This window comes from Xenorhabdus ishibashii, from assembly GCF_002632755.1.
In the GTDB taxonomy this organism is placed as follows: domain Bacteria; phylum Pseudomonadota; class Gammaproteobacteria; order Enterobacterales; family Enterobacteriaceae; genus Xenorhabdus; species Xenorhabdus ishibashii.
Genome location: NZ_NJAK01000001.1, coordinates 1,909,139 through 1,932,525 on the forward strand (window position 1 = coordinate 1,909,139; position 23,387 = coordinate 1,932,525).

General features: G+C 47.9%; 22 protein-coding genes and 2 pseudogenes. 20 read left to right on the plus strand and 4 right to left on the minus strand.

The genetic code is table 11. From position 1 onward, the window contains the following. Positions 1-2: 2 nt before the first annotated feature. From icmH to Xish_RS09105, 12 genes are all read left to right on the plus strand, one after another. The gene (gene icmH / locus Xish_RS09050; RefSeq protein ID WP_099117588.1) at positions 3-770 is read left to right on the plus strand and encodes a type IVB secretion system protein IcmH/DotU; all 768 of its coding nucleotides are present in this window, start codon (positions 3-5) and stop codon (positions 768-770) included. 9 nt (positions 771-779) lie between these two features. Then, positions 780-3,479: a type VI secretion system ATPase TssH gene (tssH, locus tag Xish_RS09055; protein WP_099117589.1), complete on the plus strand. Its 2,700-nt coding sequence runs from the start codon at positions 780-782 to the stop codon at positions 3,477-3,479. Further along, positions 3,479-4,276, plus strand: a complete 798-nt coding sequence (locus Xish_RS09060; RefSeq protein ID WP_099117590.1) for a Fis family transcriptional regulator — start codon at positions 3,479-3,481, stop codon at positions 4,274-4,276. The genes tssH and Xish_RS09060 overlap by 1 nt, the downstream gene beginning before the upstream one ends. After that, positions 4,273-4,941 (plus strand): type VI secretion system-associated protein VasI, encoded by a 669-nt coding sequence (vasI, locus tag Xish_RS09065; protein WP_099117591.1) that lies wholly within the window; start codon positions 4,273-4,275, stop codon positions 4,939-4,941. Before Xish_RS09060 ends, vasI begins: the two co-directional genes overlap by 4 nt. A 5-nt stretch (positions 4,942-4,946) precedes the next feature. Beyond that, positions 4,947-6,383 (plus strand): type VI secretion system protein TssA, encoded by a 1,437-nt coding sequence (gene tssA, locus Xish_RS09070; RefSeq protein WP_099117592.1) that lies wholly within the window; start codon positions 4,947-4,949, stop codon positions 6,381-6,383. Further along, positions 6,380-9,991 carry a type VI secretion system membrane subunit TssM gene (gene tssM, locus Xish_RS09075; RefSeq protein WP_099117593.1) on the plus strand — a complete coding sequence of 1,204 codons (3,612 nt, stop codon included), beginning with the start codon at positions 6,380-6,382 and terminating at the stop codon, positions 9,989-9,991. Before tssA ends, tssM begins: the two co-directional genes overlap by 4 nt. A gap of 82 nt (positions 9,992-10,073) precedes the next feature. After that, positions 10,074-11,471 (plus strand): VasL domain-containing protein, encoded by a 1,398-nt coding sequence (locus Xish_RS09080; RefSeq protein ID WP_099117594.1) that lies wholly within the window; start codon positions 10,074-10,076, stop codon positions 11,469-11,471. Further along, complete coding sequence (locus Xish_RS09085; protein WP_167383192.1) at positions 11,410-11,733, plus strand: type VI secretion system baseplate subunit TssF; 324 nt, start codon at positions 11,410-11,412, stop codon at positions 11,731-11,733. Before Xish_RS09080 ends, Xish_RS09085 begins: the two co-directional genes overlap by 62 nt. Before the next feature lie 40 nt (positions 11,734-11,773). Then, on the plus strand, positions 11,774-13,213 hold the full coding sequence (tssI, locus tag Xish_RS09090) for a type VI secretion system tip protein TssI/VgrG (RefSeq protein WP_244185964.1): 1,440 nt from the start codon (positions 11,774-11,776) through the stop codon (positions 13,211-13,213). Further along, complete coding sequence (locus Xish_RS09095) at positions 13,210-13,710, plus strand: DUF4123 domain-containing protein (protein ID WP_099117596.1); 501 nt, start codon at positions 13,210-13,212, stop codon at positions 13,708-13,710. Before tssI ends, Xish_RS09095 begins: the two co-directional genes overlap by 4 nt. A 59-nt stretch (positions 13,711-13,769) precedes the next feature. Beyond that, positions 13,770-14,753, plus strand: coding sequence for an S-type pyocin domain-containing protein (locus tag Xish_RS09100; RefSeq protein ID WP_279625656.1), 984 nt, complete (start codon positions 13,770-13,772; stop codon positions 14,751-14,753). Between the two features lie 18 nt (positions 14,754-14,771). Beyond that, positions 14,772-15,032, plus strand: coding sequence for an immunity protein (locus tag Xish_RS09105; RefSeq protein ID WP_099117598.1), 261 nt, complete (start codon positions 14,772-14,774; stop codon positions 15,030-15,032). A 70-nt stretch (positions 15,033-15,102) separates the two neighbouring features. On the opposite strand, the gene Xish_RS09110 is transcribed toward Xish_RS09105, so the two are convergent. Together Xish_RS09110 and tnpA are read right to left on the minus strand one after the other, a co-directional pair. Next, positions 15,103-16,140: an IS630 family transposase gene (locus Xish_RS09110; protein WP_141553946.1), complete on the minus strand. Its 1,038-nt coding sequence runs from the start codon at positions 16,138-16,140 to the stop codon at positions 15,103-15,105. 163 nt (positions 16,141-16,303) lie between these two features. Then, positions 16,304-16,573, minus strand: a pseudogene (gene tnpA, locus Xish_RS09115) (IS200/IS605 family transposase); the annotation flags it as partial. Between tnpA and Xish_RS09120 the strand changes: the two are divergent. From Xish_RS09120 to Xish_RS09130, 3 genes and pseudogenes are all read left to right on the plus strand, one after another. Then, entirely contained in the window at positions 16,572-17,357 is a 786-nt protein-coding gene (locus Xish_RS09120; RefSeq protein ID WP_099117600.1) for an S-type pyocin domain-containing protein, read from the plus strand. The pseudogene tnpA and the gene Xish_RS09120 overlap by 2 nt on opposite strands. 17 nt (positions 17,358-17,374) lie before the next feature. Next, positions 17,375-17,764 (plus strand): hypothetical protein, encoded by a 390-nt coding sequence (locus Xish_RS09125; protein WP_099117601.1) that lies wholly within the window; start codon positions 17,375-17,377, stop codon positions 17,762-17,764. A 159-nt stretch (positions 17,765-17,923) separates the two neighbouring features. Further along, a pseudogene (locus tag Xish_RS09130) lies at positions 17,924-18,331 on the plus strand (ISAs1 family transposase); the annotation flags it as partial. Here Xish_RS09130 and Xish_RS09135 read toward each other — a convergent pair. Continuing rightward, positions 18,304-18,612, minus strand: a complete 309-nt coding sequence (locus tag Xish_RS09135; RefSeq protein WP_099118711.1) for an AAA family ATPase — start codon at positions 18,610-18,612, stop codon at positions 18,304-18,306. The pseudogene Xish_RS09130 and the gene Xish_RS09135 sit on opposite strands and share 28 nt — an antisense overlap. A gap of 236 nt (positions 18,613-18,848) precedes the next feature. On the opposite strand from Xish_RS09135, the gene Xish_RS09145 reads away from it, so the two are divergent. From Xish_RS09145 to Xish_RS09155, 3 genes are read left to right on the plus strand one after another with little or no spacing between them, the layout of a single operon-like run. After that, positions 18,849-19,304 (plus strand): hypothetical protein, encoded by a 456-nt coding sequence (locus tag Xish_RS09145; protein ID WP_425274995.1) that lies wholly within the window; start codon positions 18,849-18,851, stop codon positions 19,302-19,304. Further along, on the plus strand, positions 19,301-20,089 hold the full coding sequence (locus Xish_RS09150; RefSeq protein ID WP_099117602.1) for a DUF4123 domain-containing protein: 789 nt from the start codon (positions 19,301-19,303) through the stop codon (positions 20,087-20,089). The genes Xish_RS09145 and Xish_RS09150 overlap by 4 nt, the downstream gene beginning before the upstream one ends. 21 nt (positions 20,090-20,110) lie before the next feature. Next, positions 20,111-20,656, plus strand: a complete 546-nt coding sequence (locus Xish_RS09155; RefSeq protein ID WP_099117603.1) for a hypothetical protein — start codon at positions 20,111-20,113, stop codon at positions 20,654-20,656. Position 20,657: 1 nt separating this feature from the next. Here the strand turns inward: Xish_RS09155 and Xish_RS09160 are convergent, their stop codons facing one another. Next, entirely contained in the window at positions 20,658-21,419 is a 762-nt protein-coding gene (locus Xish_RS09160) for an IS5 family transposase (protein WP_099116347.1), read from the minus strand. A gap of 154 nt (positions 21,420-21,573) precedes the next feature. Here Xish_RS09160 and Xish_RS09165 point away from each other — a divergent pair, with 154 nt between their 5' ends. Both Xish_RS09165 and Xish_RS09170 read left to right on the plus strand, forming a co-directional pair. Further along, the gene (locus Xish_RS09165; protein ID WP_099117604.1) at positions 21,574-22,347 is read left to right on the plus strand and encodes a glycoside hydrolase family 19 protein; all 774 of its coding nucleotides are present in this window, start codon (positions 21,574-21,576) and stop codon (positions 22,345-22,347) included. Positions 22,348-22,495: 148 nt separating this feature from the next. Next, a complete protein-coding gene (locus Xish_RS09170; RefSeq protein ID WP_099117605.1) occupies positions 22,496-22,915 on the plus strand; it encodes a hypothetical protein in 420 nt (139 codons plus the stop codon). Positions 22,916-23,387 lie beyond the last annotated feature (472 nt).

Consider the following 23,387-nt stretch of genomic DNA (forward strand, 5'->3'; position numbering starts at 1 on the left):
TCATGAGTGATATCAATGTTGACAGTCCGTCACTGGAAAAGTCTGAAACGCTGAAAACGTTTCAGCGCCAGTATCAGCTACCGTTGCGTGGTGAAAGCCTCAACCCAATGATCGATGCCGCCACCCCTTTGCTGGGGATGGTCTTGCGTTTGCAGGATATGACTGATCAGGCACTTCCAGACAAGCTTTACCAACAGGTTGTTACTGACATTCGAGCCATTGAGCAGTATCTGCAAACCAAGGGTTATGAACCCGGCGCGATTGTTTCATTCCGTTACGTACTGTGCACCTTCATTGATGAAACTGCGTTGGGGCACGGCTGGAATAGCCAAAATGGCTGGTTGAAGCAATCACTGTTGGTGCACTTCCACAATGAAACTTGGGGAGGAGAAAAGGTCTTTGTATTGCTTGAGCGTTTGATGGGAGAGGCTCAGCGCTACCAGCATTTGCTGGAATTCATTTACCTTTGCCTCTGCCTGGGGTATCGCGGGCGCTACAAAGTGAGTACCCAGAAAAGCGATGACTTCGAGCGCCTGTTCCGTCGTTTGCAACAACAGCTTCACTCACTGCGTGGGGATGCTCCGCCAACCACGCTGTATGTCAACGTCAACGAGAGTAATGCGCGTTATCGCCTGAGCAGACGATGGACTATCAAGCACCTGTTTGTGATTAGCGTGGGCTTGCTGGTGGCTATTTATAGCTTTTATGCCATTCGCCTCGGTGATCAAACCCAAGACATATTAAAGCAGCTAAGTAACTTATTGAGATAGGAAGTCGCCATGATCCAGATTGATCTGCCTACCCTTGTGAATCGTTTAAACCCGATGACCCGCCACGCACTGGAAGCTGCTGCGGCATCTTGCGTCAGCCAGCAACAACCTGAAATTACGGTTGCGCAACTACTGTTGCAAATGCTCGATACGCCACTCAGTGATGTGCGACTCATCCTAAGTAAAGCAGATATCGATAAAGATCTGCTGAAAGAACAGCTCGATCAGGTAATGACGCACCATCAATCGCTTGTACAGGCCTACCCCAATTTTTCCCCAATGCTGGTGGAATGGTTGCAGGATAGCTGGCTGTTGGCGTCTACTGAGATGCAACATTCCGAACTACGCAGTGGCGTTATGCTGATTGCGTTGCTATTCAGCCCGTTGCGTTATTTGGCACCACAAACTGCGCGTTTGCTGGCTGGTATCAACCGCGAATTAGTGCGCCAAAATTTTGCTGAATGGACGAATGGCTCGGCTGAACAGCCTTTTGCGGATAACAGTAATAAAGATGGGCAGGGCGTACATCCGGCAAACAGCGACAATTTGCTGGCTCGCTTTACCCAAAACATGACCGAACAGGCACGTCAGGGCAAGCTTGATCCGGTTTTGTGCCGCGATAATGAAATCGATCTGATGATCGACATTCTTTGCCGTCGCCGCAAAAACAACCCCATCGTCGTGGGTGAGGCGGGTGTTGGTAAAAGCGCCCTGATTGAAGGTTTGGCATTGCGCATTATTGACGATCGCGTACCGGAAAAATTGCGCAATAGTGAACTGATGACACTGGATCTGGGAGCATTGCAGGCAGGGGCAGCAGTTAAAGGTGAATTTGAAAAACGTTTCAAAGGCATCATGGCTGAAATTAGCCAATCTTCAAAACCCATCATCCTGTTTATTGATGAAGCCCATACCCTGATCGGTGCGGGTAACCAGGCGGGGGGATTGGATATCTCCAATTTGCTGAAACCCGCTCTGGCTCGTGGTGAACTGAAAACCATCGCCGCCACCACATGGAGTGAATACAAGAAATATTTTGAAAAAGACGCCGCGCTGTCCCGTCGTTTCCAACTGGTGAAAGTCTCTGAACCGACCGCAGATGAAGCGACCGTTATTATGCGCGGTTTGCGTGCTATCTACGAACAGGCGCATGGTGTGCTGATTGATGATGAAGCACTGAAAGCCTCTGCGGTATTGAGTGATCGCTATCTTTCCGGCCGCCAACTGCCAGACAAAGCCATTGATGTGCTGGATACTGCCTGTGCCCGTGTTGCCATTAACCTGACTTCACCACCGCGCCAAATCTCCTCGTTAACCACCGAATTGCACCAGATGCAAATGGAAATCGACGTGTTGGAGAGGGAGCAACGCATGGGGCTGAATATCCATGTCGAGCGATTGGCGGAGTTACAAAACCAGCAACAAGAAGTTCAACAACAACTTACTGAGCTGGAAAATCGCTGGCAACAGCAGCAAGAATTGGTGAAGCAAATTATCGAACTGCGCAGCCAATTATTGGCTGACGATATTGCCGAAAATGCGGACAAACATCAAGCGACCGGACAAGATGAAACCGCAGAAGAAGCAGAGGTAGCAGAGGTAGCAGAGGTAATAGAAGAAGCTGACGACGAACTATCCTTGATCGAAAAACTGGCGAATCTCAATACCCAGTTGGCAGAACTACAACAGCAGCAAACGCTGGTTTCCCCACATGTGGATAAGACGCAGATTGCCGCAGTGATTGCCGAGTGGACGGGGGTACCATTGAACCGTTTATCACAAAGTGAACTGTCCATCGTCACTGAATTACCTACTCACTTGGGACAAAGCATCAAGGGGCAGAAAATTGCGATCCAGTGCTTGCACAAACATTTACTGACAGCTCGTGCGGATTTGCGCCGTCCGGGGCGTCCTCTTGGGGCATTCCTGTTAGTAGGACCAAGTGGTGTCGGTAAGACAGAAACCGTTCTGCAAATTGCGGAACTGATGTTTGGTGGCCGTCAATACCTGACCACCATCAATATGTCCGAGTTTCAGGAAAAACATACGGTTTCCCGTCTGATCGGTTCACCTCCAGGTTACGTGGGATACGGCGAGGGGGGTGTACTGACCGAAGCTATTCGTCAAAAACCGTATTCAGTTGTCTTGTTGGATGAAGTGGAAAAAGCTCATCCTGACGTATTGAACCTGTTCTATCAGGCTTTCGATAAAGGGGAACTGGCGGATGGGGAAGGGCGCATCATCGACTGTAAAAACGTCGTATTCTTCCTGACGTCAAATCTGGGTTATCAAACCATCGTAGACAATGCTGAGCAGCCAGCACAGATCAACGACCTGCTTTACCCTGAATTGGCAGCATTCTTCAAACCAGCTCTGTTAGCGCGTATGGAGGTGATCCCTTACCTGCCGTTGGGGCATGAAACGCTGAAAACCATTATTCAGGGCAAACTGGCTCGGCTGGATACCCTGCTGACTCAACGTTTCAACGCAGAAGTCACTATTAGTGATGAGGTATCCGAAGAGATCCTGCAACGTGCTACCCGCGCGGAAAATGGTGCTCGCATGTTGGAGTCCATCATTGATGGCGCACTGCTACCGCCAGTGTCATTACTGTTATTGCAGAAAATGGCCGTGGGTACACCAATCAAGGCCATTCGCTTAACCGTGATTGAACATGAATTCCACGCAGAGGTTGAGGAGGCGGCATAATGAAACAGCGGCTGAAGAGCGCACTAGCGTTATTGGATAATGACACTGTAGAACAACTGGTTGACCATTTTTTGCAGGTCAGCCTTAGCTCGCGTTTTGATGCCCTGTTGGTTTTTCTGCTGAACATCAACGAAAACAGGTTGGAATGCTACAACTTACCGGAACCTCAACAAACCAGTTCGCGCCGGTTGCAAGTGGACATTAATGACGTCAATAACCCGTTGATACAGGTATTACGTAAGGGAGCCCCAACTGTTTGGGATTCCCTTAATCACGGGGCACGCATTGACGATCCACATTTCCGCACATTTATTGCGGAACTGCCGCATAACTGTGGGTTGTACGGCATTCCCCTGTTTGACTGCAATGGACAGGCTTGTGGTGTGATCGCTATCTTTGCCGAAAATGTCCACCCTTTCACCAACAATGAAAACATGTTCGGTATCTATTGCCATGTCATGCAGCACCGCCTGAAGAAATTGCAGGAACTCGAACAACTGCGCGGACAGTTACGCCAAATCCGTCAGGTATTTCAGGTTCAACGCCAAAAAGAAAAACAATTGGATGAATTGCTTGCTTCCCTGAGTGCATCGAAAAAACCAGCGGCGGTCAGCAGTATCTCCGTAGATTACAGTTATATCGATAATCTGCCAAAGGCCATAGAAGAATTTGAAAGTGCCGTGTTGATTCAACGTCAGCGTCAGTTTGGTAACGACACCAGATTGATTGCACAAAGTCTGGGCATTCCCCAGCGGTCGTTGGTTTACAAACTGGCTAAGTACGGGTGTAGATTATGAATATTGTTTTAATTATCAGTTCATTACTCGCTTCATTGACAGGGAACCTCAAGCTTGCAGAAGTGGCAGAACCAAAGGAAGTGGTTGCGGTAAAGGAAGAGCAAAATTTAGATGAACTGCATAAATGCCGTTTTGAGCCGTCTCCTCTTATTCGGCTGGCATGTTATGACAGAGCGTTGAATAACCTCAAATTTAAAACTGTGCATATCCCCATCGAAAATATGGGGCCTTTATGGCGACAAGCGATGGAACAGGAGATGAAACGCACTGATTACTCTACCAGTTTCATTGTGACGCAGGGAGAGAACGGTGCGGCACCGATTATCTTGACCACGCCCGCGATTGGAGTACCACCTCCACGTCCCGTGTTAATGCTGAGTTGCATTGACAGTATCACCCGCTTGCAGGTGGCACTGCCCAAACCCGTGGAGTCAGGGGTTGTCACTGTGGCAACAGACAGAACCGAGTACCGTACAGAATGGTTCGTGCGGGAGCAGGGTTATTTGTGGGAATCCAGCCGTGGCTTACCGGGCATTGAGGAAATCAAACGCCTGATGGACAACGATCGGATGAGCATTACGGGCAGTAATGGTAACCAGATAACCTTTAACATTTCTCAGTTGGAGCAGGCAGCGAAGCCATTACGTGCTGCTTGCCGTTGGTAATCGACATGGATATCAGAACACAATTCGATTGGTTTGGCTCCCTGCTAGCCCCCCTGCCCGACGAACAGATTGGCAAGGCACTGGGAGAAAACGAACCTGCATGGGAATACATTGACAGCGAAATGATCAAGTTTGGTTCACTGTCACATGGCTTGCTGGATGTTGAAGAGATCCAGCGTCAGGCATTGCAATTGTTGGGGGAAAACAGCAAAGACTTCCGGCTGATGGTTCATCTGCTGCGTACCCTGCAACATGCCGGAAACGCGGCTGAACTGATCCTCGCCATGGAGCTGCTGGCTGGGTATGTCAAAAACTACTGGGAAAAAGCCTGGCCAACCAAGCCACAGTTAAAACGCCGGCTGGCGCAGCAAGTACTCAAGCGTTTTGATTCCGCCCAAAGCAGCTTTATTGAACATGCAAGCAAAAATGAGCGGGATGATGCACAAGGGGCGTTGGCACATCTCGCCCAATGCTGGCATGCCAATGAACCCGATCTTGCCAAAGAAATTGACCAACTGCGCATTCGTTACAACCGTCAGCCAGAAGCCGCACCTGTGGAGACAAAACCCGTTTCTGTTGCAACGCCGGTTTCATCTCCCGCTGAATCTGTGGGGCAGGCGCCACAAGTGGCAACGATGCCAGAAGTAGACGTTAACAGTTCGAGCGAAAAAGCGTGGAAACAGACTTTAATGACGGTTGCCGATCTGCTGTGTGAACGGTATCCCGAATTGCCGGTTGGTTATTCCCTGCGCCGCCATGCGGTATGGCACACCATCACCACCGCACCGATGGCGAGTGCGACCGGCAAGACCCCATTGGCACCAACTTCCGCCGATCGTACTGCTGATTATTTGGCGAAATTACCGATGGCGGACAACAAATTGCTCCAGCAAATCGAGCAAAGTCTGACGCTTGCCCCTTACTGGCTGGATGGCCATGCCATTGCTGCACAAGCCGCATTGCAATTGGGGTATGGAGATGTCGCCCAGACCATTCGTGATGAACTTAATGCCTTTCTGGAACGGTTGCCCGTGCTGAAAACCTTAAGTTTTTCTGACATGAGTTCGTTTATCTCCCCTGAAACCCTCGACTGGCTTGCGCCTGAACCTGTGGCAACGGGCACGGGTTCCATTTCTGCTGATCAGGAAGTTATCTGGCAATGTTTCCAGCAACAGGGATTGGAAGCAGCCCTAAAAATGTTGGAAGAACACCAGCAACAGTTAACGGAGCCACGGGATCAATTTTATGGTCAATTGCTCAATGCCCAATTGCTTGAAGAAGCTGGCATGACAGCGCTGGCTCAACAGCATTACCGGAATTTGTTACACACGGGACAACACATGCAACTTACTCAATGGGAACCCAGCCTGCTGGCTTCATTAGCTGAAAAACTCCCTTCTCCTCTCAAGGATACGGCTTCAAACAGGAGTGTTAACCCATGAAATGGCCCTCTTTGTCATCTTTGGCTCCATTGAAATCAGCTTTGCCGACACTGGCAAAGTTTAAATCTCTGCCTCGCCTCAAGGCATTGATGGCACTGGTTCTGGCACTGATCCCCTGCTTGCTGTTAATTGCGGTCTGGTGGTGGGGGCCGGAATGGAAACTCCGCAACGATTATCCACTGGAAAGCCTCGCGGCGCGCTGGCTGGCGACAGTCATCATTATCATGGTAGTGGTGTTTTGGGTTGGCATGAAGGTGTGGCGTCGCTTGCGGACACTGGAAAAACTGAACCTTGATGTTGAACTGAAAGTGGTTGATCCGGTACGGGTGGATATTGAACATCAAGATCGTTATCTCGAACACTGGAAATCCCAGTTGCAACGCCATCTGGATTCGTACAATTACCTGTATGAACGCCCGTGGTACATCATCGTCGGTAGCCAGAAAAGTGGTAAAACCTCACTGATAAAGGAAGGTTATAAACTATCCGAAATCGCGGCACCGGAATATTTGCGTCAGGATGGAGAAGTGCCCCTGATGCTGCGTTGCTGGTTGGGGGAAAAAGCGGTCATCATCGATCCGAAAGGTCAGTTAATTGACCAGCCAGTCCCGCCTAATAGCGATAAACCGCAAATCAACAGCCGCCTGTGGGAGGCATTGCTGAACTGGTTGGCTGAAAACCGTCAGCGCCAGCCACTCAACGGTATTATCCTGACCGTGGATATCCTGCGTCTGATGACTGATAGCCGTGAGCAGCGCGAACGCTATGTAAGGGAGATCCATCAGCGTCTGCAAGACATTCGCCTGACTTTCCACAGCCAGTTACCGCTCTATTTGGTGATGACCAAAATTGACTTATTGCACGGCTTTGAGGCGATGTACCAGTCACTGGATCGTAAATTGCGCGACCAGATTTTGGGCGTGACTTTCAGCCTTAACAACCGCGATGAAAAAGCGTGGCGCAGTGAACTGGAAGAGTTTTGGAAACAGTGGATGAACAACCTGAATTCGGCGATGCCGGACATGATGCTAAACAACGTGGACGCGAACCAGCGCAGCGCTCTGTTTAGTTTCACCCGCCAGATTCAGGGACTGTACAGCTACATCGTCCAGATGCTGGAAGATATTCTGTATAACGACGAACACCACCGTCCAACCTTACGTGGCGTTTATTTGACGTCAGCGCACCAGATGGGGCAGATGGATGACTTGTTCACTCAATCTGCTTCGTCTCAGTATCATCTGGGATTGCAGGCCTTCCCTACTTGGCCGACGGGCGATACCCTGCCGTACTTCACAAATTCTCTGTTCGAAGATGTCTTGTTGGCAGAGCCGAATCTGGCGGCCGAAAACCGGATCTGGCTGAGCCGCAACCGTCGTCAGTTGTATACCTTCTCCGTAGTCAGTGCATCGGTCATTCTGGCGATGTGGGGGGGCTGGCATTACTTCTATCAGAAAAACTATCGGGCAGGTGAAGAAGTGTTAGCGCAGGCGAAAAACTTCCTGTCCGTCCCACCACCGAAAGGTGATGACCATTACGGTAACCTCCAGTTACCGCTGCTGAACCCAATCAGGGATGCGACACTGGCTTACGGTAACTATCACGAAAACAAATCCTTCCTGACCGATATGGCGTTATATCAGGGAGGAGGTGTCGGGCCGTATGTAGAAGGCACCTACCTGAAACTATTGGAACAACGTTTCCTGCCGGCCTTGATGCAGGGATTGCTGGATGACTTAAATCAGGCACCGGCAGGCAGTGAAGAAAAACTCGAGATCTTACGTGTCATGCGCATGATGGAAGATGCCAGCAAACGTAACAGTGGTCTGGTGACCCAATACATGCGTGAGCGTTGGAGTAAAGCATTCCACGGCCAGCGTGATGTACAAGAGGCGTTGTTGACCCATCTGAACTACGCATTGGAGCGGACTGACTGGAAAGACAAACGAGATAAAGGCGAACAGGACGCAACGGATCGCTTTGTCCCCTTTGTCAAACCGATCCACCAAGCTCAGCAGGAGTTGAAAGCACTCTCCGTCAACCAGCGAGTGTACCAGAACCTGCGCATCAAGGCTCAGGACGCCCTGCCCGCACCGATCAACTTGCGTGACCAGATTGGTCCAAGCTTTGACAGCGTGTTTGTGGCCAGCAACGAAAAACGGCTGGTGGTGCCGCAATTTCTGACCCGCCACGGCCTGATGGATTACTTCGTCCAGCAGGGTAATGAGCTGGTGGAGCTGACGGCAATGGATAGTTGGGTGCTGAACATCAAGAATAACAGCCCGGATAAATACGCCGAACAGGCGCCATCACCGGCGAACGATAAGTACAGTGATACCGATCAGTCGCGGATCCAACGCGAAATTACCGAGCTGTACGTGGCCGAGTACACCGCAACCTGGCGGGCGGCGATGAACAACCTCGAAGTGCGTGACTTTGATGATTTGCCACAAGCCATCAGTGCTATCGAACAGGTGATCAGTGGTGAGCAACCCATCAAGCGGGCGCTGCAAATCCTGAGCGATAACACCAATCCACCGATAATAAATAGCGCCTCATTGAGCGACAAGGAAAAACAGGCGTTGACGTTGAAAGAAGACTATCGCCTGTTAAACCGCATTAGCCGTGACTTTGCACCGGAAACGGGGGTACTGGTTGAGCATGGTGACAAGGGCAGCACCTTGCAAAGTGTCTATCAAAAACTGATGGCTCTGCATCGTTACCTGCTGGCGATCCAGAACTCACCAGTACCGGGTAAGGCTGCATTACAGGCGGTACAAATGCGTCTGGACAAGAACAACAGCGACGCCATTTTTGAAGTGCAGCAGATGGCGAAGAACCTGCCGGAGCCGCTGAACCGCTGGATTGGTGAACTGGCAGAGCAGGCGTGGCGTGTGGTGATGATGGAAGCGGTTCGCTCGCTGGAAGTGGAATGGAACGACACGGTGGTCAGGCAGTACAAAACCTATCTGGCAGGGCGCTATCCGTTCAACCCGAACGCCCGTGAAGAAGTGCCGTTGAGCGAGTTTGATCGCTTCTTCCGGCCGGGCGGGACGCTGGATGCCTTCTACCAGCAAAGCCTGAAACCGTTTGTGGAGAACAACCTGACCATGGGTACCGATGGCAAGATGCTGATCCGTCCAGACGTTATGAAACAACTGGCAGTGGCGAACCGCATTCGCACCACCTTCTTTACGCCACAAAACGGCCTCGGCACCCAGTTTGCAGTTGAACCGGTGAGCCTGACCGGCAATAAACGCCGTGCCTTGCTAAACCTTGACGGCCAACTGGTGGACTATTCCCACGGTCGCAGCAACGTGGCACGTCTGGTCTGGCCAAACTCCATGCGTGCCGGCACGGAAAGCCAACTGACCCTGATGCCGGCGAAAAGCAATCAGGCACCACGCTCTGTCAGCTTTAGCGGCCCGTGGGCTCAGTTGCGGCTGATTAACAGCGGCAAGCTGACCAACGTCCAGCCGGGCTTCTTTGATGTACGCTTTAGCGTCGATAATGGCGAGATGACCTATCGCATCTATGTGGATGAATCGGACAACCCGTTTGCGGGTGGGCTGTTCAGTCAATTCAAACTGCCAGACACCCTCTATTAAGGCAGCGGCAGTGAGTCAGCTTTGATAGCAACACTTTCCCCTGCCTTCGGGCAGGGTTTTTTTTAAGGAGAAAAGCGAGAATATGAGTGGGCATCCTGAAAATCTTATTATCCGTGCGGGCGGCAGTCCGCTGAATTTGCCAGAATTTGCCGTTATCCGCGATGAAATCAACAAAACCAGCCATCCGGCACAGCCGGAAGTGAACTGGCCGTTGGTCGAATCCCTGTCCCTGACGTTATTCAAAACCAACGGGGTCGATTTACAAACCGCGATTTACTACACCCTGGCACGGATGCACTTAAATGAGCTGGCAGGGTTCACTGAGGGGTGTGAATTATTGGCAGGGGTTATCGTCAGTGAATGGGATACCTTGTGGCCGCCTCAGCCACAGGTTCGCACCGACTTGCTGGAATGGTTCCATGCCCGTACCAGCAGTGTACTGCGCCAACTTGATTTTGCCGCCAGCGACCTGCGGATGATTTACCGCGCTGAACGGGCACTCCAGCTCATTATCGATCGGTTGCAGCAATCCGACCTGAAACGCCTGCCGCGAGTGGAAAACCTGTTGTGGTTTTTCCAGAACGCGGCGAAAAAACTGGAGAAACCCCGTCAGGCGGCGAAACCGGTGGCGCAACCGGTGCAGATGCCTCCTCTGGTTTACCTGTCTCAGTCGGAAGGAGAACCGGAAATACCACCGCCTCCGCCGCCACTGCGCCATGAATCCCAGCCTGCGGCTGACAACCAACCGCGAGTACGGGTTCAGTTTCCCGAACAGCCCCCGCAGGGACTAAGTGCGTGGCAGGGCTTTGGTCTGGGGGCTTTGTTGGGCTTATTGGTGTTGATGGGCTGCTGGCTGTTGTTCTACAAACCCCTGCAACAACAACTCCATGCCATCACCGATCAGCCCGCGGGTGACCGGCTGGCGTGGCTATACCAACCTGAACTGGCAGGTTATGCCCGCCAGCTTGAACGGCTGGCGGAGACTTCACCACGAGTGACATGGGAGGCAGCCCGTGCCTTGACCGCAACCGCGGAACAGCGGTGGCCACAGTCTCCGGTTCAGCAGCAGGTGACCCGCCAATGGCAGCAGCAGGTCGTCGCCCGTATTGATAGTGTACCGCTGACAGGGAGTTGGAATACCACCCGTGACCAGCTCCAGCAACTGGCGGATAAGATCCTGTTGCAGGAGCGGACTAGGGGCAGCTTCACCCTGTCCTACCTGAAAACGGCTATCTATGACATCCAGCGCAGCCACAGCAGTGAAATTCCGCTGGAAGAACAGTTGCGCCAGTTAGGTGCCTATGCGGCCAAAGGGGAAATACCCCCGCCGGTATTGCTGAAAGGGATTGATGACCGCTTTAACGCCCTGCTTGGTCGTTATGATCGGCTGCGTCAGGCGACCGAACAACTGGACAATCATGATAACAAGGCGACCGGACATCCATCGCCCCTTGAGCCGCCAGTTCCGCCAACACATTGACGGCATTGTACAGGTGGAAGAGCGTCTGACTGACCGGATGCGGCGGGGACGCCCCATTCGCGGGCATTTACTCTCACTGACGCTGAACCCTGATTGTTATCGTAATCAGGGAGAAATGTATCGCTTCTGCCGGTTAATCAATCAGGCACTGGCTTGTTTTATCACCCAATCTTCGTTTGTCATGCTGCAAATTTTCACCCCGGACAGTCACAAGGTGCTATGGCAGTTCTGGCATGTCGATGGATTACGCCCGGCCATGTAAGGCATGCATGTCATAACCGATAAGGAATAAAAAATGAAAAGTGGATTACGTTTTACCTGCCGTATACCAGCCCCAGCCGGAAACCGCGCATGGGGTAGATACGATTTATCAGGTACGGTTAGGCGTCGGCATGAGTCCGCAGCGCAGTTTGCACAAAGATTTCAACCCGGAGAACCCGCGCTATCACCTCTCCCATATGCACAGCAGCGAAGGCTTTCGTGACTTCGGCAGCCAGACCCCTTACACCGTGTTTGAAAGTTACGGACGCTTCCAGAAAGATGCCGCCGCCAAACCATTTTTAAAATACCGGCAGGAAGCACTGGACAACCAGAAACAGACGGGCAGCGGTAGCAGTAACTGCATCAAACTGATGCCGGGCAAAATCTTCGAGATAAAAAATCATCCCCATAAACTGCTTAATGTTCGCTGGCAGGTAGTCGGTATCAGCCACCACGGGCGTTGCCCGCAGGCATTGGGAAATGATGCCGGTGAAGGCACCACGCTTTCCAACCAGTTCAGTTTTATTTCCGGTCTGGATGATTACCGCCCGCCTTTCCACTACAAACCGCTGGCAGATGGCGATGAAACCGCCATCGTGGTCGGCCCGGAAGGTGAGGAAATCTTCGTTAATAAAGACGGGGCGATTAAAGTCCATTTTCACTGGAACCGCTATGACCAACCCGATGATAGCGCGTCGTGCTGGGTGCGGGTGGCACAGGGCTGGAACGGTAACGGCTTTGGTTTTATGGCGATACCGCGTATCGGGCAGGAGGTGATTATCTCTTACCTGAACGGCGATATCGACCGCCCCATCGTCACTGGCTGTGTCTATAACGGCCTGAACCGCCCGCCACTGGATTTACCGGCCCAAAAAACTCGTACCACGTTTAAAACCAAAACCCACAAAGGCAAAGGCTTTAACGAACTGCGCTTTGAGGATGCGAAAGACAGCGAAGAAATCTATCTCCACGGCCAGAAAGACCTGACTGCCCATATCGAAAATGATGCCTACTGGCACATCAAACATGACCAGAAGAGCCGCATCGATAACAACCGTTACCACGATATCCGCGCCGATGACCATCATCAGGTCGCCGGTTCGCGCAAAATCACCACCGAAGGGGATGTCTCCCACCGGATTGCCGGCAGCCAGCATATCCAGACCGGCGACGCGACTGTGATTGACAGCGGACAGGAAATCCATCTGAAAAGCGGCGGCAAAGTGGTGCTGGAAGCGGCAGCCGAAATCACCCTGAAAGTGGGCGGCAGTTTTCTGAAAGTCACACCGGGCGGCATTCTCTGCTCACCGATTAATGTTGGACAAGGTTCAGGCGGCAGCGGGCGCGGGGTTTCACTGCAATTACCGGAAGGCGTGGAGCCATTGCCGGAGGTGGAATTTCCGGTCAAAAAATATTGTGCATTGCAGGCTCAGGAGAATGCAGCCTGGGTGATTAAAGCCCCGCAGGGAGGACAGTCATGACTGATTCTACCCAAAAAACAAGCTGGGCAACCTGGCTGGGCGGATCTGACAAATCGCCAGTTTACCTGATGATCAACCCGCTTTCGGTGCCTAATCCTGTCAACACGCTCTATGTGAACAACTGGGTTGAACAGGCTTTCCCCCTGTATAGCGGTACATCGCTTGCTCACCTGATGGAGCAGGGGCCGTGGCTTATTCAGCCGAAAATGGACTGTCTGTCCACGTTTGCTCGTCTGCTCGACCACCGCGCGTTCAGTGACGGCAGTTGGGGCTGGGCATACCGTAGCGATACGGGCTGGCAGGCACATCCGCTGGTGTTTCAGGCAATGGAAACGCAGATGGCATTGGGTGCGGCAGTGGGTACGGCGAGTAATAACGATGGATCATGGGAAACCGAAAGCGCTCCGCCACTGATTTCTGAGAAAGAGAAGCTGTTCATGGCCGCCATTGTCTCTTCTACACCGACGGACCGGGCACAGTTAGCCTGGGGGCTCTGAAACGGGCATTTGGCGCTGACAGTGACACGGCTCAACACCAGCTCGAAAGACTGAAACAACTGGCTGATCAAAAAGGCCGTGCAGAGACCCGTGTTCGCTATCGTTTTGTGGAGGATGAGAAGAGCGGAAAAGTGAAGGTGGTTGGTTACCATACCCGCGAAGGAAGTGGTATGGATACGGTTAAAGTGCGTCACGTGAAGCAAACCGCACCGGGAACATACGAATTTCGGGAGGATGGCGCGGATTCGCCTATACTGGTCTGGTACACTAACGCGTCGTCAATGTATAAGGCATTATCACCGCAGGAATTACCTCAATATTTTAACCAGCGTGGTACGCCAATCAATGTCAACACTGTGCCGCTTGATGATCCGAGCATGACCGGTCAAACACCCGGCCTGGAAATCCCAGAGCAGCCAACGTGGCGGGACGGTGTGATGGGTAACCCGCAGCAAGATCCGAATGAAATGGCGGGGAACAAAACAGAAACGCCAATATCGGATGGAACAGACCGCGGGCCAACGAAGACGACTACACCGGTACAGGAGAGTGATTTCCGAGATTATATTCTGATTTTCCCGATTGAGGGCGTGCCGGCGGTTTATGTTTATTTAAGCTGTCCATATGGTGGAACGGAAAAAGGTAAATACAGTGGCCGCTCTTATGACCCAACTAAAGCAGGTGGTCCTATTCAGGATTTAGATTGGAGAAATATTGAAATTACACAAGAAGGTATTGACAAAGTTAAACTGCATACTAGCAGATTTGATGAATCTATTGAAAACCAAATCATGATTGAACGCTTAGAGAAAATTCTAGCTGGAGAAATTACAATAACTGATTACGATAAGCGATTTTATACACATGAAACAAGAGAGCTAGAGCGTTATAGAGCTTTAGGTGTTCCTGATGGAGCTAATGATCTTATTACATGGAATAATACGCATACAGCTACACTAGAAGACTATAAGATCAATGAAAAGATAGATTCTTTGTATACTCCTGAAGCTATTGCAATAGCTGCAGAACATGAAGACTATTAATATATGGTGGATTTCCCTATGAGCTACATAAAAAAAATGATAGAAAATGAATCAATTGAAGATACACTGATGTATCTTTCACTAAAGAAATCTTATCAAACTATAGATCTTTTGTATGTTCAGTATCGTTTTGAAGCTATTGCTGAAGGAATTTTATTGAATACGTACATGAAATTATTTCAAGAAGGGAAATTAATTCAAAACGGAAAAAAAGTAATAAAAGGACCAAATTGGGAAGAGCCGGATTTTATTAAAATTAATAAATATAACATCGATTAAATGGAATAAAATTTTCTAAAAAAATAGCTTTATATATTTCGTTATAAAGCTATTTTCAATATATACCAATCTAACTTGAAGATGCAGGTTTTAAAATCTGAAAATTATCAGTCAGTCGAGTCGTGAGCTCTTTCGCTTTTTCTGGCAAAGTGACATGAAAAAAGTGACGAAGAGTTTCACGGAAGGTCTTCGCATCCGGAAAATAGATATTGTTACGCACTTGCTCATTCATATACTTCCACAATCGCTCTATCGGATTGAGGTTTGGGCTGTAAGGTGGGAGGTAATGCAATTCAATATTCAGGACATACGCAATATCTTTCACCAACTCGGCTCGATGGTAACCCGCTCCATCCAAAATGAGGTGGATTTTTTGCGAAAGCGGGTAAGTTTCCCGGAGCGCACCGAAGAAATAGGCGATATTTTCGGCATTGATGCGCGGATATTCACGGATCACGGTGTCTTCAATCCGTTGTAAATTCAGGGCGCCCAGAATATTGAGACGGGTACGACTGCCGGTGGTTTCGATCCCTTTTACCTGATTTTTTCCTGCTTTCATCCAGCCATAGCTGAGCTTTGTGGACTGTGAAGGATGCACCGCATCAATAAATAGGATCGGTTCGTTCTGCCCCGCTTCCTCTTTCAGCGCCTTGTAGTCATCAATAAATTGTTGCTGTTTGTGCGCATCGAATTTATGAGGAACACCCTTGGGTTTTTTATAGCTGAAACCTTGCCGGTGAAGCCATTTTGTCATTCCGCCCACGCTGAAAGAAACCTGCCAACGGGCTTGGACATAGGCCACAATTTGGGTTGTGGTATGCATCAAATTGGCGGTCAAATAATCAATCAGGGCGGCGGTTTGTTCGGCAGAGAGATGGCTTTCAGAGCCGCCATTTTCTGGGGTGAGCTTTTCCTGCGCGATAAAATCTTTCAGGTGACGGCTGACCGTACTTTCATGAATACGCAAGGCCTGTGCAATCATCTGAGCAGTCCAACCTTCTGAGGCCAAAAGCACCGCCTTAATGCGATCACAGACTCGACTGTCGCGAGTAGTATCATGCATCAATTCAAGGGCGTGTTTTTGTTCTGGTGTCAGAGGAATTTTCATGGTTGCAAGCATGATCTGGTTTGAATAAGAAATCAAGCATCTTCAATGGCGATTGGTATAGGAGATTAGAAATCTTGTATTCTCATGATAACTCAACAACCACCGACTCAAGTCGGTGGGTTAGTGATTAACGGACTGAAAGTCCGGAATAGCCCCTGGCCTAAAAATGTTGGTCCCAGTAGCGCTTCTTCAGATGCGAAAACTCTTCAAACAATTTACTCGCAGTCCTTCCCTTCCATCTCCTCATGATTTCTGAGGGCGCTAATGTCGGGGGACTACTTACTAGTATATGAACATGATCCTTGCCGAGATCTTCTAATATCCTAATTTCAAACGCTTCACATGTCTGACGGACTAATTCTCGCACTCGGAGAGCGACTTCGCCTGTTAGCACTTTGTACCTGTATTTGGTTACCCGCGAAGGAAGTGGCATGGATACGGTTAAAGTGCGTCACGTGAAGCAAACCTCACCGGGAACATACGAATTTCGGGAGGATGGCGCGGATTCGCCTATACTGGTCTGGTACACTAACGCGTCGTCAATGTATAAGGCATTATCACCGCAGGAATTACCTCAATATTTTAACCAGCGTGGTACGCCAATCAATGTCAACACCGTGCCGCTTGATGATCCGAGCATGACCGGTCAAACACCCGGCCTGGAAATCCCAGAGCAGCCAACGTGGCGGGACGGTGTGATGGGTAACCCGCAGCAAGATCCGAATGAAATGGCGGGGAACAAAACAGAAACGCCAATATCGGATGGAACAGACCGCGGGCCAACGAAGACGACTACACCGGTACAGGAGAGTGATTTCCGAGATTATATTCTGATTTTCCCGATTGAGGGCGTGCCGGCGGTTTATGTTTATTTGAGTGTTTCACTTAAATGGGGAAACCCGAAAAGTAAACCTACATATGGTCATACCTTTTCTGAACATGGTCAAAAGCTAAAACCGAATCAATTAGCTGACCGTGCAAGAGCTAAAGGTCATCAAGTGGGACAATACCTTGATGATCAAGCCGCCGCAGACTTTATTACAGAAGTAGCTCAGAAAGGAGCAGGTGTTCACGATGTCCCATTACCAACAACTGTAAAAGGTAGAGGTTATTTACCTGATGGAACAGAAATAACACCAAATATGTCAAGAGTGATTGTAAAATCAGATGGTTCTGTTAGAACATCATTTCCATATAACTCTTCACATCCGAATTAAATTAGAAGGACAATATAATGAATACAATAGAACGTATATGCAAAGATCTAGGATTACCCAAAGGGGATAGATTTACTCAAGATTGGGGGCTTGAATTACCAGAAAAATACCGAACTAAAGAGTGGTTGAATAAATATATAACTGCTTATTCAAACAATAATTATTCTAAAATGGAAAAGAATATACTAATGGAACTAATGTTAGATATTGCAAATGATTTTTTAACTCAAAATGTACGTTGTGATGATGAGTCAATTATAAATGTGCTCAACTTGCTTTCAAATAACCATCAATATCACTCACAATTAATTGATTATTGGTCGTTAGATGAAGAGTCGTTGGAAGATTGTTTTGCATTGACTCCAAAAATAAGAGAAATAAAAAATAGGCTGTATAATCTTTCATAATTGTAGGATGTTGCATTACTCTTCACACTAAAGGGTGAGATCTCATATATTTAGTAAGGCTATTTAGGTTAAATAAAGACCAGAATATAACTTCTTATAGCTCTTTCTCTCATTAAAACGATAAGATCACGCTATTCCATAAAAATAGCGATCGTAATAATGAGTATTTTTAACTTTATCAGTAAGATCGATGACCCGCGTTCTGATATCAATAAAAAGCATGAGTTAATGGATGTGATTTTTTTGGCTTTTGCAGCCGTGTTATGCGGGGCTTCTGGCTGGAAAGCGATTCAAGAGTTTGGTGAGATACAAATTGAGTGGCTTAAAAAATATACGCGCTTTACTCATGGCATTCCTCGTCGTCACTGTATTGCTAATATTATCAAAATGATAGAGCAGGATGCACTGGTTGAAGCCTTTTATGACTGGATCAACCAGCGCCGGGTCAAGGCAGGGAGAAGCCTTATCGCTATTGACGGAAAAACGATGAGAGGCACTTGCAAAGGCACCCTGTTTGAAGCCCTCCATGTGGTCAGTGCTTATGATGTCGAGTCCGGTGTTGCCCTATAATCAACGTACAGCACAGAACCCTGCGCAACCTGTTTACCTGCCCATGGCTTACCCGTGGCAATATGACAACCCCATGCGCCTGCCAGAAAACTTTTATATGACCCGCTAGCTCCGTAAATGCTGCATAAGGAGTGTGCTGGGATGATGCCTTTAACAACATAGTCCAACTGAGCGTCAAATCCTTCTGAGCCAACGGATAAGGGTAATTTTGTCTTACGTTTTGGATAAAGCGTTTCTACATTGTGATAATTGTGGTTTTCTGTTGCGTGACTGTTCATTGATTTCCCCACTTGATACAAACCTTTACTGAATGCCTGCCTTGCTGCCTCAATACCATGATGCTGACGATAATCGTCCCAGTCGGCTTTATGCTTTGTAGGCGGCAATGTGACCCAACCATTCACCGCAAGTGCAGCTTTTTCTGCTGAGATCTTGCCGACATTCACTTTGGGTTTACCGTTCTTATCCAGCTCGTCGGGGGAGTGCCAATCATTATCCGCTGCAATAATGATTTTTGTGTCCGGCTATCCGCGCCGATGACCATCATCAGGTCGCCGGTTCGCGCAAAATCACCACCGAAGGGGATGTCTCCCACCGGATTGCCGGTAGCCAGCATATCCAGACCGGCGACGCGACTGTGATTGACAGCGGACAGGAAATCCATCTGAAAAGCGGCGGCAAAGTGGTGCTGGAAGCGGCAGCCGAAATCACCCTGAAAGTGGGCGGCAGTTTTCTCAAAGTCACACCGGGTGGCATTCTCTGCTCACCGATTAATGTTGGGCAAGGTTCAGGCGGCAGCGGGCGCGGGGTATCACTGCAATTACCGGAGGGGGTGGCACCACTGGCACAAGTAGGGCAGCTCCCGATGGCGGAAGCGCTCCCGATCATTGAATTTCCGGCTAAGCCTCCCTGCGCCATTCTCGCGCAGCAAGAGGAAAACTGGGTTATCACCGGAGCAGAGGAAGCATGATGGAATCGACTAATTGGAAAAGCTGGTTATCACAGCAAGACAGCGGCGAGTGTTATTTTCTGGTCAACAGTCTGGCGAAACCGAATCCCGTCCAGCTCTTTTACCTCAACGACTGGACAGAGCAGGCATTTCCGCTCTACAGCGGTACACCGATGAATGCCATGCTGGAACAAAGCCCGTGGCTGATCCAACCCAAAGCCAAGTGCCTGCCGGAACTGGCGCAATTGCTGGATAAACACGCATTCAGCGATGCCAGTTGGGGCTGGGGCTATCGCAGTACCTTACCGTGGTCATTTCAGTTAGAACACTGGCGTTTGCATCAGCAGGTATTGCTACATGGTCAGGTGGTGGTATTGCGACTGATGGATAACCGTATTTTCACACCATTGCTGCCCGCTTTGAAACCGGGGGATTGGCGTGAACTGTTAACACCGGTGAATGAGCTGATGATCGATACACCCGCTCCGGTTTGCTACTACCGCCCAGAAAATTGCCCTCAGGAACTGAACACGAATTTATTTGTGCTGGGTGATCATCTGGTTGGAGCGCGTTATTCCGCTGATTCTACCCTTAATAATCTGGCTTATGCATTAGGTTGCCAGCTTTGGGAAGAAAGCCCCGAATTGGCACTGAAACTGGATGAACCTGAAGGGAAATTGCAGCACAGCCTAGTCACATGGCTGAAACAGGCGAGAGACGAAAACGGTAAACTGGACAAATTAACCCTTGAGCACTTTCTGACTGATAGTCAAAAAATTGCCCTTAACGAGCCTATTGACGGATAAATAAAACATAAGGAAAAAAGAATGAAGCCGTTAGATCCGACAAATTGCATTGATTGCCAAAAAATACTGAAACACTGGATTGAATTTCAGCTCGTCGATGAACAGGGTGAACCATTAACGGGGATGCCTTATAAACTGACAAGTCGCGGAAACAAAAGTATTGTGCGAACGGGTACCACGGATGGTAATGGCTTATTACGTGAAGAAGATCTTCCCCCTATGCCTGTCATCTTATCTATATCAGCACAACCACTGGCGGATGAAATTGTCAAACGAACTCCTCGCCCAAAAACTGGAGAGGCCAATTCTCATGTTAAACCAAAGACTTTAACGGATGGACATGAATATCAATACATCACATTGGGAATGCTCAGTGACGGCTATCCTACAATTCAAGGATGGCAGGAACAAGAATTACAGAATTCAGATCATTTCCGTGGTTCGACGTTACAAGGGCTGTCAACCCATCCACTCAATCGGCGGTACGTGTTGGAAATACGGATGGTTAAAAAGTGTGCATGCAATAGAGATATTACACTAGGGTCTGTTGATGTTTTAAGGTCATAATTCATTCAACCCACATGGGCAACCAGACAATGATAAACGCCAGAGCCAACATACTGGCGTAATTCCGTTCAAGCTTATCGTATCTTGTTGCTATTGCACGAAAATGTTTAACCCTAGCGAACGCATTCTCCACCAAATGACGATAACGATATAAACATTTATCAATCTGTTTATCCGATTTTCGGCTATTTTTCCGGTAGGGAATAATCGGTGTTGCTCCTTGCTGTTCAATATGATTTCTGAAAGCCTGACTGTCGTACCCTTTGTCAGCTATCACAAAGTCCGAAGGGGGCGATTGTTCGACTAAACTTTCAGCATGAACAATGTCATGCACTTGTCCCCCGGACAATTCAAAATGAACAGGCAAGCCATAACTATCGACGGCCAAATGAATTTTGGTTGAACGTCCACCACAACTTTTGCCAATCGCCTCATCATCATCTGAAGCCGCTCCGGCACTGTGCTGATGAGCACGGACGATACTCCCATCAATAAACAACCATTCCCTATCAGCAAACCCAGATAACCACTTGAAAATGAGCTGTAAAACCCCTTTCTTTGACCACGCATTGAAACGTTGAAAGACACTATTCCATTTGCCGAATTCTGGCGGTAAATCGCGCCAGGGAACGCTCGTTCTCATTCGGTAAAGAATGCCTTCAACGGTCAAACGGTGTTCAGGTTTGTGATAAATCCAACCCGCATGTTGCATTAACGCAGATAGCTTATTCCATTGGAGATCTGTTAACATAGTTCGCGGCATGATGGTGAGGTCTGGTTGTTTTTTGGCGAAAGTAATTATACCAAATCATCATGCTATCTAATAATCCCTCACAAAACATCAACACGCCCTAAGTGAACTGCAAGAAATAGTTCCCCGTACAGCACGAGCAACACTTGAAGAAAATTTAGATGCATTGAATCAGGGATTTAATAGATTTGGTATTACTACATGTCGCGGCAAAGCCCATTTTTTAGCTCAGATATGTCATGAAAGTGGGGGATTGAGTGTAACGAAAGAAGGAGGGGGAGAAAATAAGTCATATAATCCTTGGTATGGTCGGGGGCTTATGCAATTAACATATCGGGACACCTATAGTTCTTATGGTCGTTATATTGGAGAAAATGTAACATCTTCTAAACAAGATAGGGATAAATTACTATCTTCGCCACATAGCGTATTGTCCGCATTTTGGTTTTATAACGTATACAAAAACGTTTCTAGCTCTGCTGGAGATGACGATTTTAACAAAGTAACTGCGCTTATTAATGGAGGATTCAATGGTTATAACGATAGATTAGATTATCTAAAAAAAGCAATTAGGGTATTTAAGGCTGGGCATCTTAATCAACTACTAAACAATGACAGATTCGAATTTAATGGTAGTTCTATCTACAATTATAAAGTTTATTCATTTGCCTGGGGACTCTGGCATGACCCTGATACAAGACAACAAGGATCGACAAAGGACAGAGATGAAGCTTTGAAAGGCTATGAAAGAGTACGGGAATTAATCACTGCAAATCCTTTTAGAACAGAACAGTTAAGTAGAAAAATGTACGGAATAGAAAATCGTAATCTCCTAAATTATATAAACAGAAGAATCATGATGTTGAAAGGAAGAGATAATGCAATGGAGGAAGAAAGAGAGAATATGGGAGAAAAAGGAAGAATGCGAAGGAGAAAATGAGACCTTTTTTTGGACCTTGTTTACGATTTTGTGTAATCGCCATTTCCAGTTAAATGTGGCCGGTTGCCATCCTGTAAACTAGGATCACTGACGTGCTATTCTTGTCAGATTTTAATGAATTTTTTTGCTAACAGGAATGAAGCTTATTATGAAAAAAAATGCCATATTTTTACTCTGTATTTTATGTTTGCCTACTATTGGTCAGTCAGCTAGTGACATTATTTTTTATTGTGAAACGGATGACAACAATACAATATCTGTTATTGAAAAAGGAGAAAAGCTAGAATTACAAATAAACAATGAATCATATATATCCAATGAAACATCCAAAAAAATAAAAGAAAGCTACATACAAGATATGCAAAGAGACCCATCATATAATATGATTGAATTTCATTCAGATAATAATAGATTTGTGGTAGGAACAAGTAAAGATATTGCTACGCAGGTAGAACCTAATGGTAAATTAATAACCTTTTTCGAAAATACCAATAATTCTCCTATTTATTCATGCATTTTTGGTGAAGATATAAATAATTTCGATGAGTGGAAGAATGAATCTAAATAGCTGATCCTAATTGTGTTACATTTTTACTATGTCCCCCCTCTGGGATAGGATAAATTGTAGTGGTATAAAGATCCCAGACACCTCAAAAGCCTGCTAATGTTAATCATATGACAATGGCTGGCTGTCAGAAGCAGACGGTAAATTACCGTTATTTCCTTTCTCTTTCTTATTGTTTCTTAATGTAACAAATCAGACACACGTGATCGTTCTAAAACTATCATAAAATCACGTTAGCAACTATTTATCTGGTTTATTATTTGCTTACCATGTTTTTCTATTTGAAATCAAAAAAAACGCGGGTACAATTACTATACTTTTTAGTCATCCAGAGTGTCCCTGTATAACAATCGCTTGTAAGTAATAAGTGATGTGGTGTTGTCTCCATAATTCAAGATATACCTTCATGATATATTGTAAATTCCGAAAATATCAGACTGCTGTTGGAAAGGCAGATGGAGAAATTTTTTGTCTG

Coding starts and splice junctions, on each gene's coding strand:
- icmH (WP_099117588.1), top strand. CDS start 3: ATGAGTGATATCAATGTTGACAGTCCGTCACTGGAAAAGTCTGAAACG.
- Xish_RS09105 (WP_099117598.1), top strand. CDS start 14,772: ATGAGCTACATAAAAAAAATGATAGAAAATGAATCAATTGAAGATACA.
- tssM (WP_099117593.1), top strand. CDS start 6,380: ATGAAATGGCCCTCTTTGTCATCTTTGGCTCCATTGAAATCAGCTTTG.
- vasI (WP_099117591.1), top strand. CDS start 4,273: ATGAATATTGTTTTAATTATCAGTTCATTACTCGCTTCATTGACAGGG.
- Xish_RS09095 (WP_099117596.1), top strand. CDS start 13,210: ATGACTGATTCTACCCAAAAAACAAGCTGGGCAACCTGGCTGGGCGGA.
- Xish_RS09120 (WP_099117600.1), top strand. CDS start 16,572: ATGGATACGGTTAAAGTGCGTCACGTGAAGCAAACCTCACCGGGAACA.
- Xish_RS09150 (WP_099117602.1), top strand. CDS start 19,301: ATGATGGAATCGACTAATTGGAAAAGCTGGTTATCACAGCAAGACAGC.
- tssA (WP_099117592.1), top strand. CDS start 4,947: ATGGATATCAGAACACAATTCGATTGGTTTGGCTCCCTGCTAGCCCCC.
- Xish_RS09155 (WP_099117603.1), top strand. CDS start 20,111: ATGAAGCCGTTAGATCCGACAAATTGCATTGATTGCCAAAAAATACTG.
- Xish_RS09170 (WP_099117605.1), top strand. CDS start 22,496: ATGAAAAAAAATGCCATATTTTTACTCTGTATTTTATGTTTGCCTACT.
- Xish_RS09110 (WP_141553946.1), bottom strand. CDS start 16,140: ATGAAAATTCCTCTGACACCAGAACAAAAACACGCCCTTGAATTGATG.
- Xish_RS09085 (WP_167383192.1), top strand. CDS start 11,410: ATGATAACAAGGCGACCGGACATCCATCGCCCCTTGAGCCGCCAGTTC.
- tssH (WP_099117589.1), top strand. CDS start 780: ATGATCCAGATTGATCTGCCTACCCTTGTGAATCGTTTAAACCCGATG.
- Xish_RS09080 (WP_099117594.1), top strand. CDS start 10,074: ATGAGTGGGCATCCTGAAAATCTTATTATCCGTGCGGGCGGCAGTCCG.
- Xish_RS09160 (WP_099116347.1), bottom strand. CDS start 21,419: ATGCCGCGAACTATGTTAACAGATCTCCAATGGAATAAGCTATCTGCG.
- Xish_RS09135 (WP_099118711.1), bottom strand. CDS start 18,612: ATGAACAGTCACGCAACAGAAAACCACAATTATCACAATGTAGAAACG.
- Xish_RS09060 (WP_099117590.1), top strand. CDS start 3,479: ATGAAACAGCGGCTGAAGAGCGCACTAGCGTTATTGGATAATGACACT.
- Xish_RS09125 (WP_099117601.1), top strand. CDS start 17,375: ATGAATACAATAGAACGTATATGCAAAGATCTAGGATTACCCAAAGGG.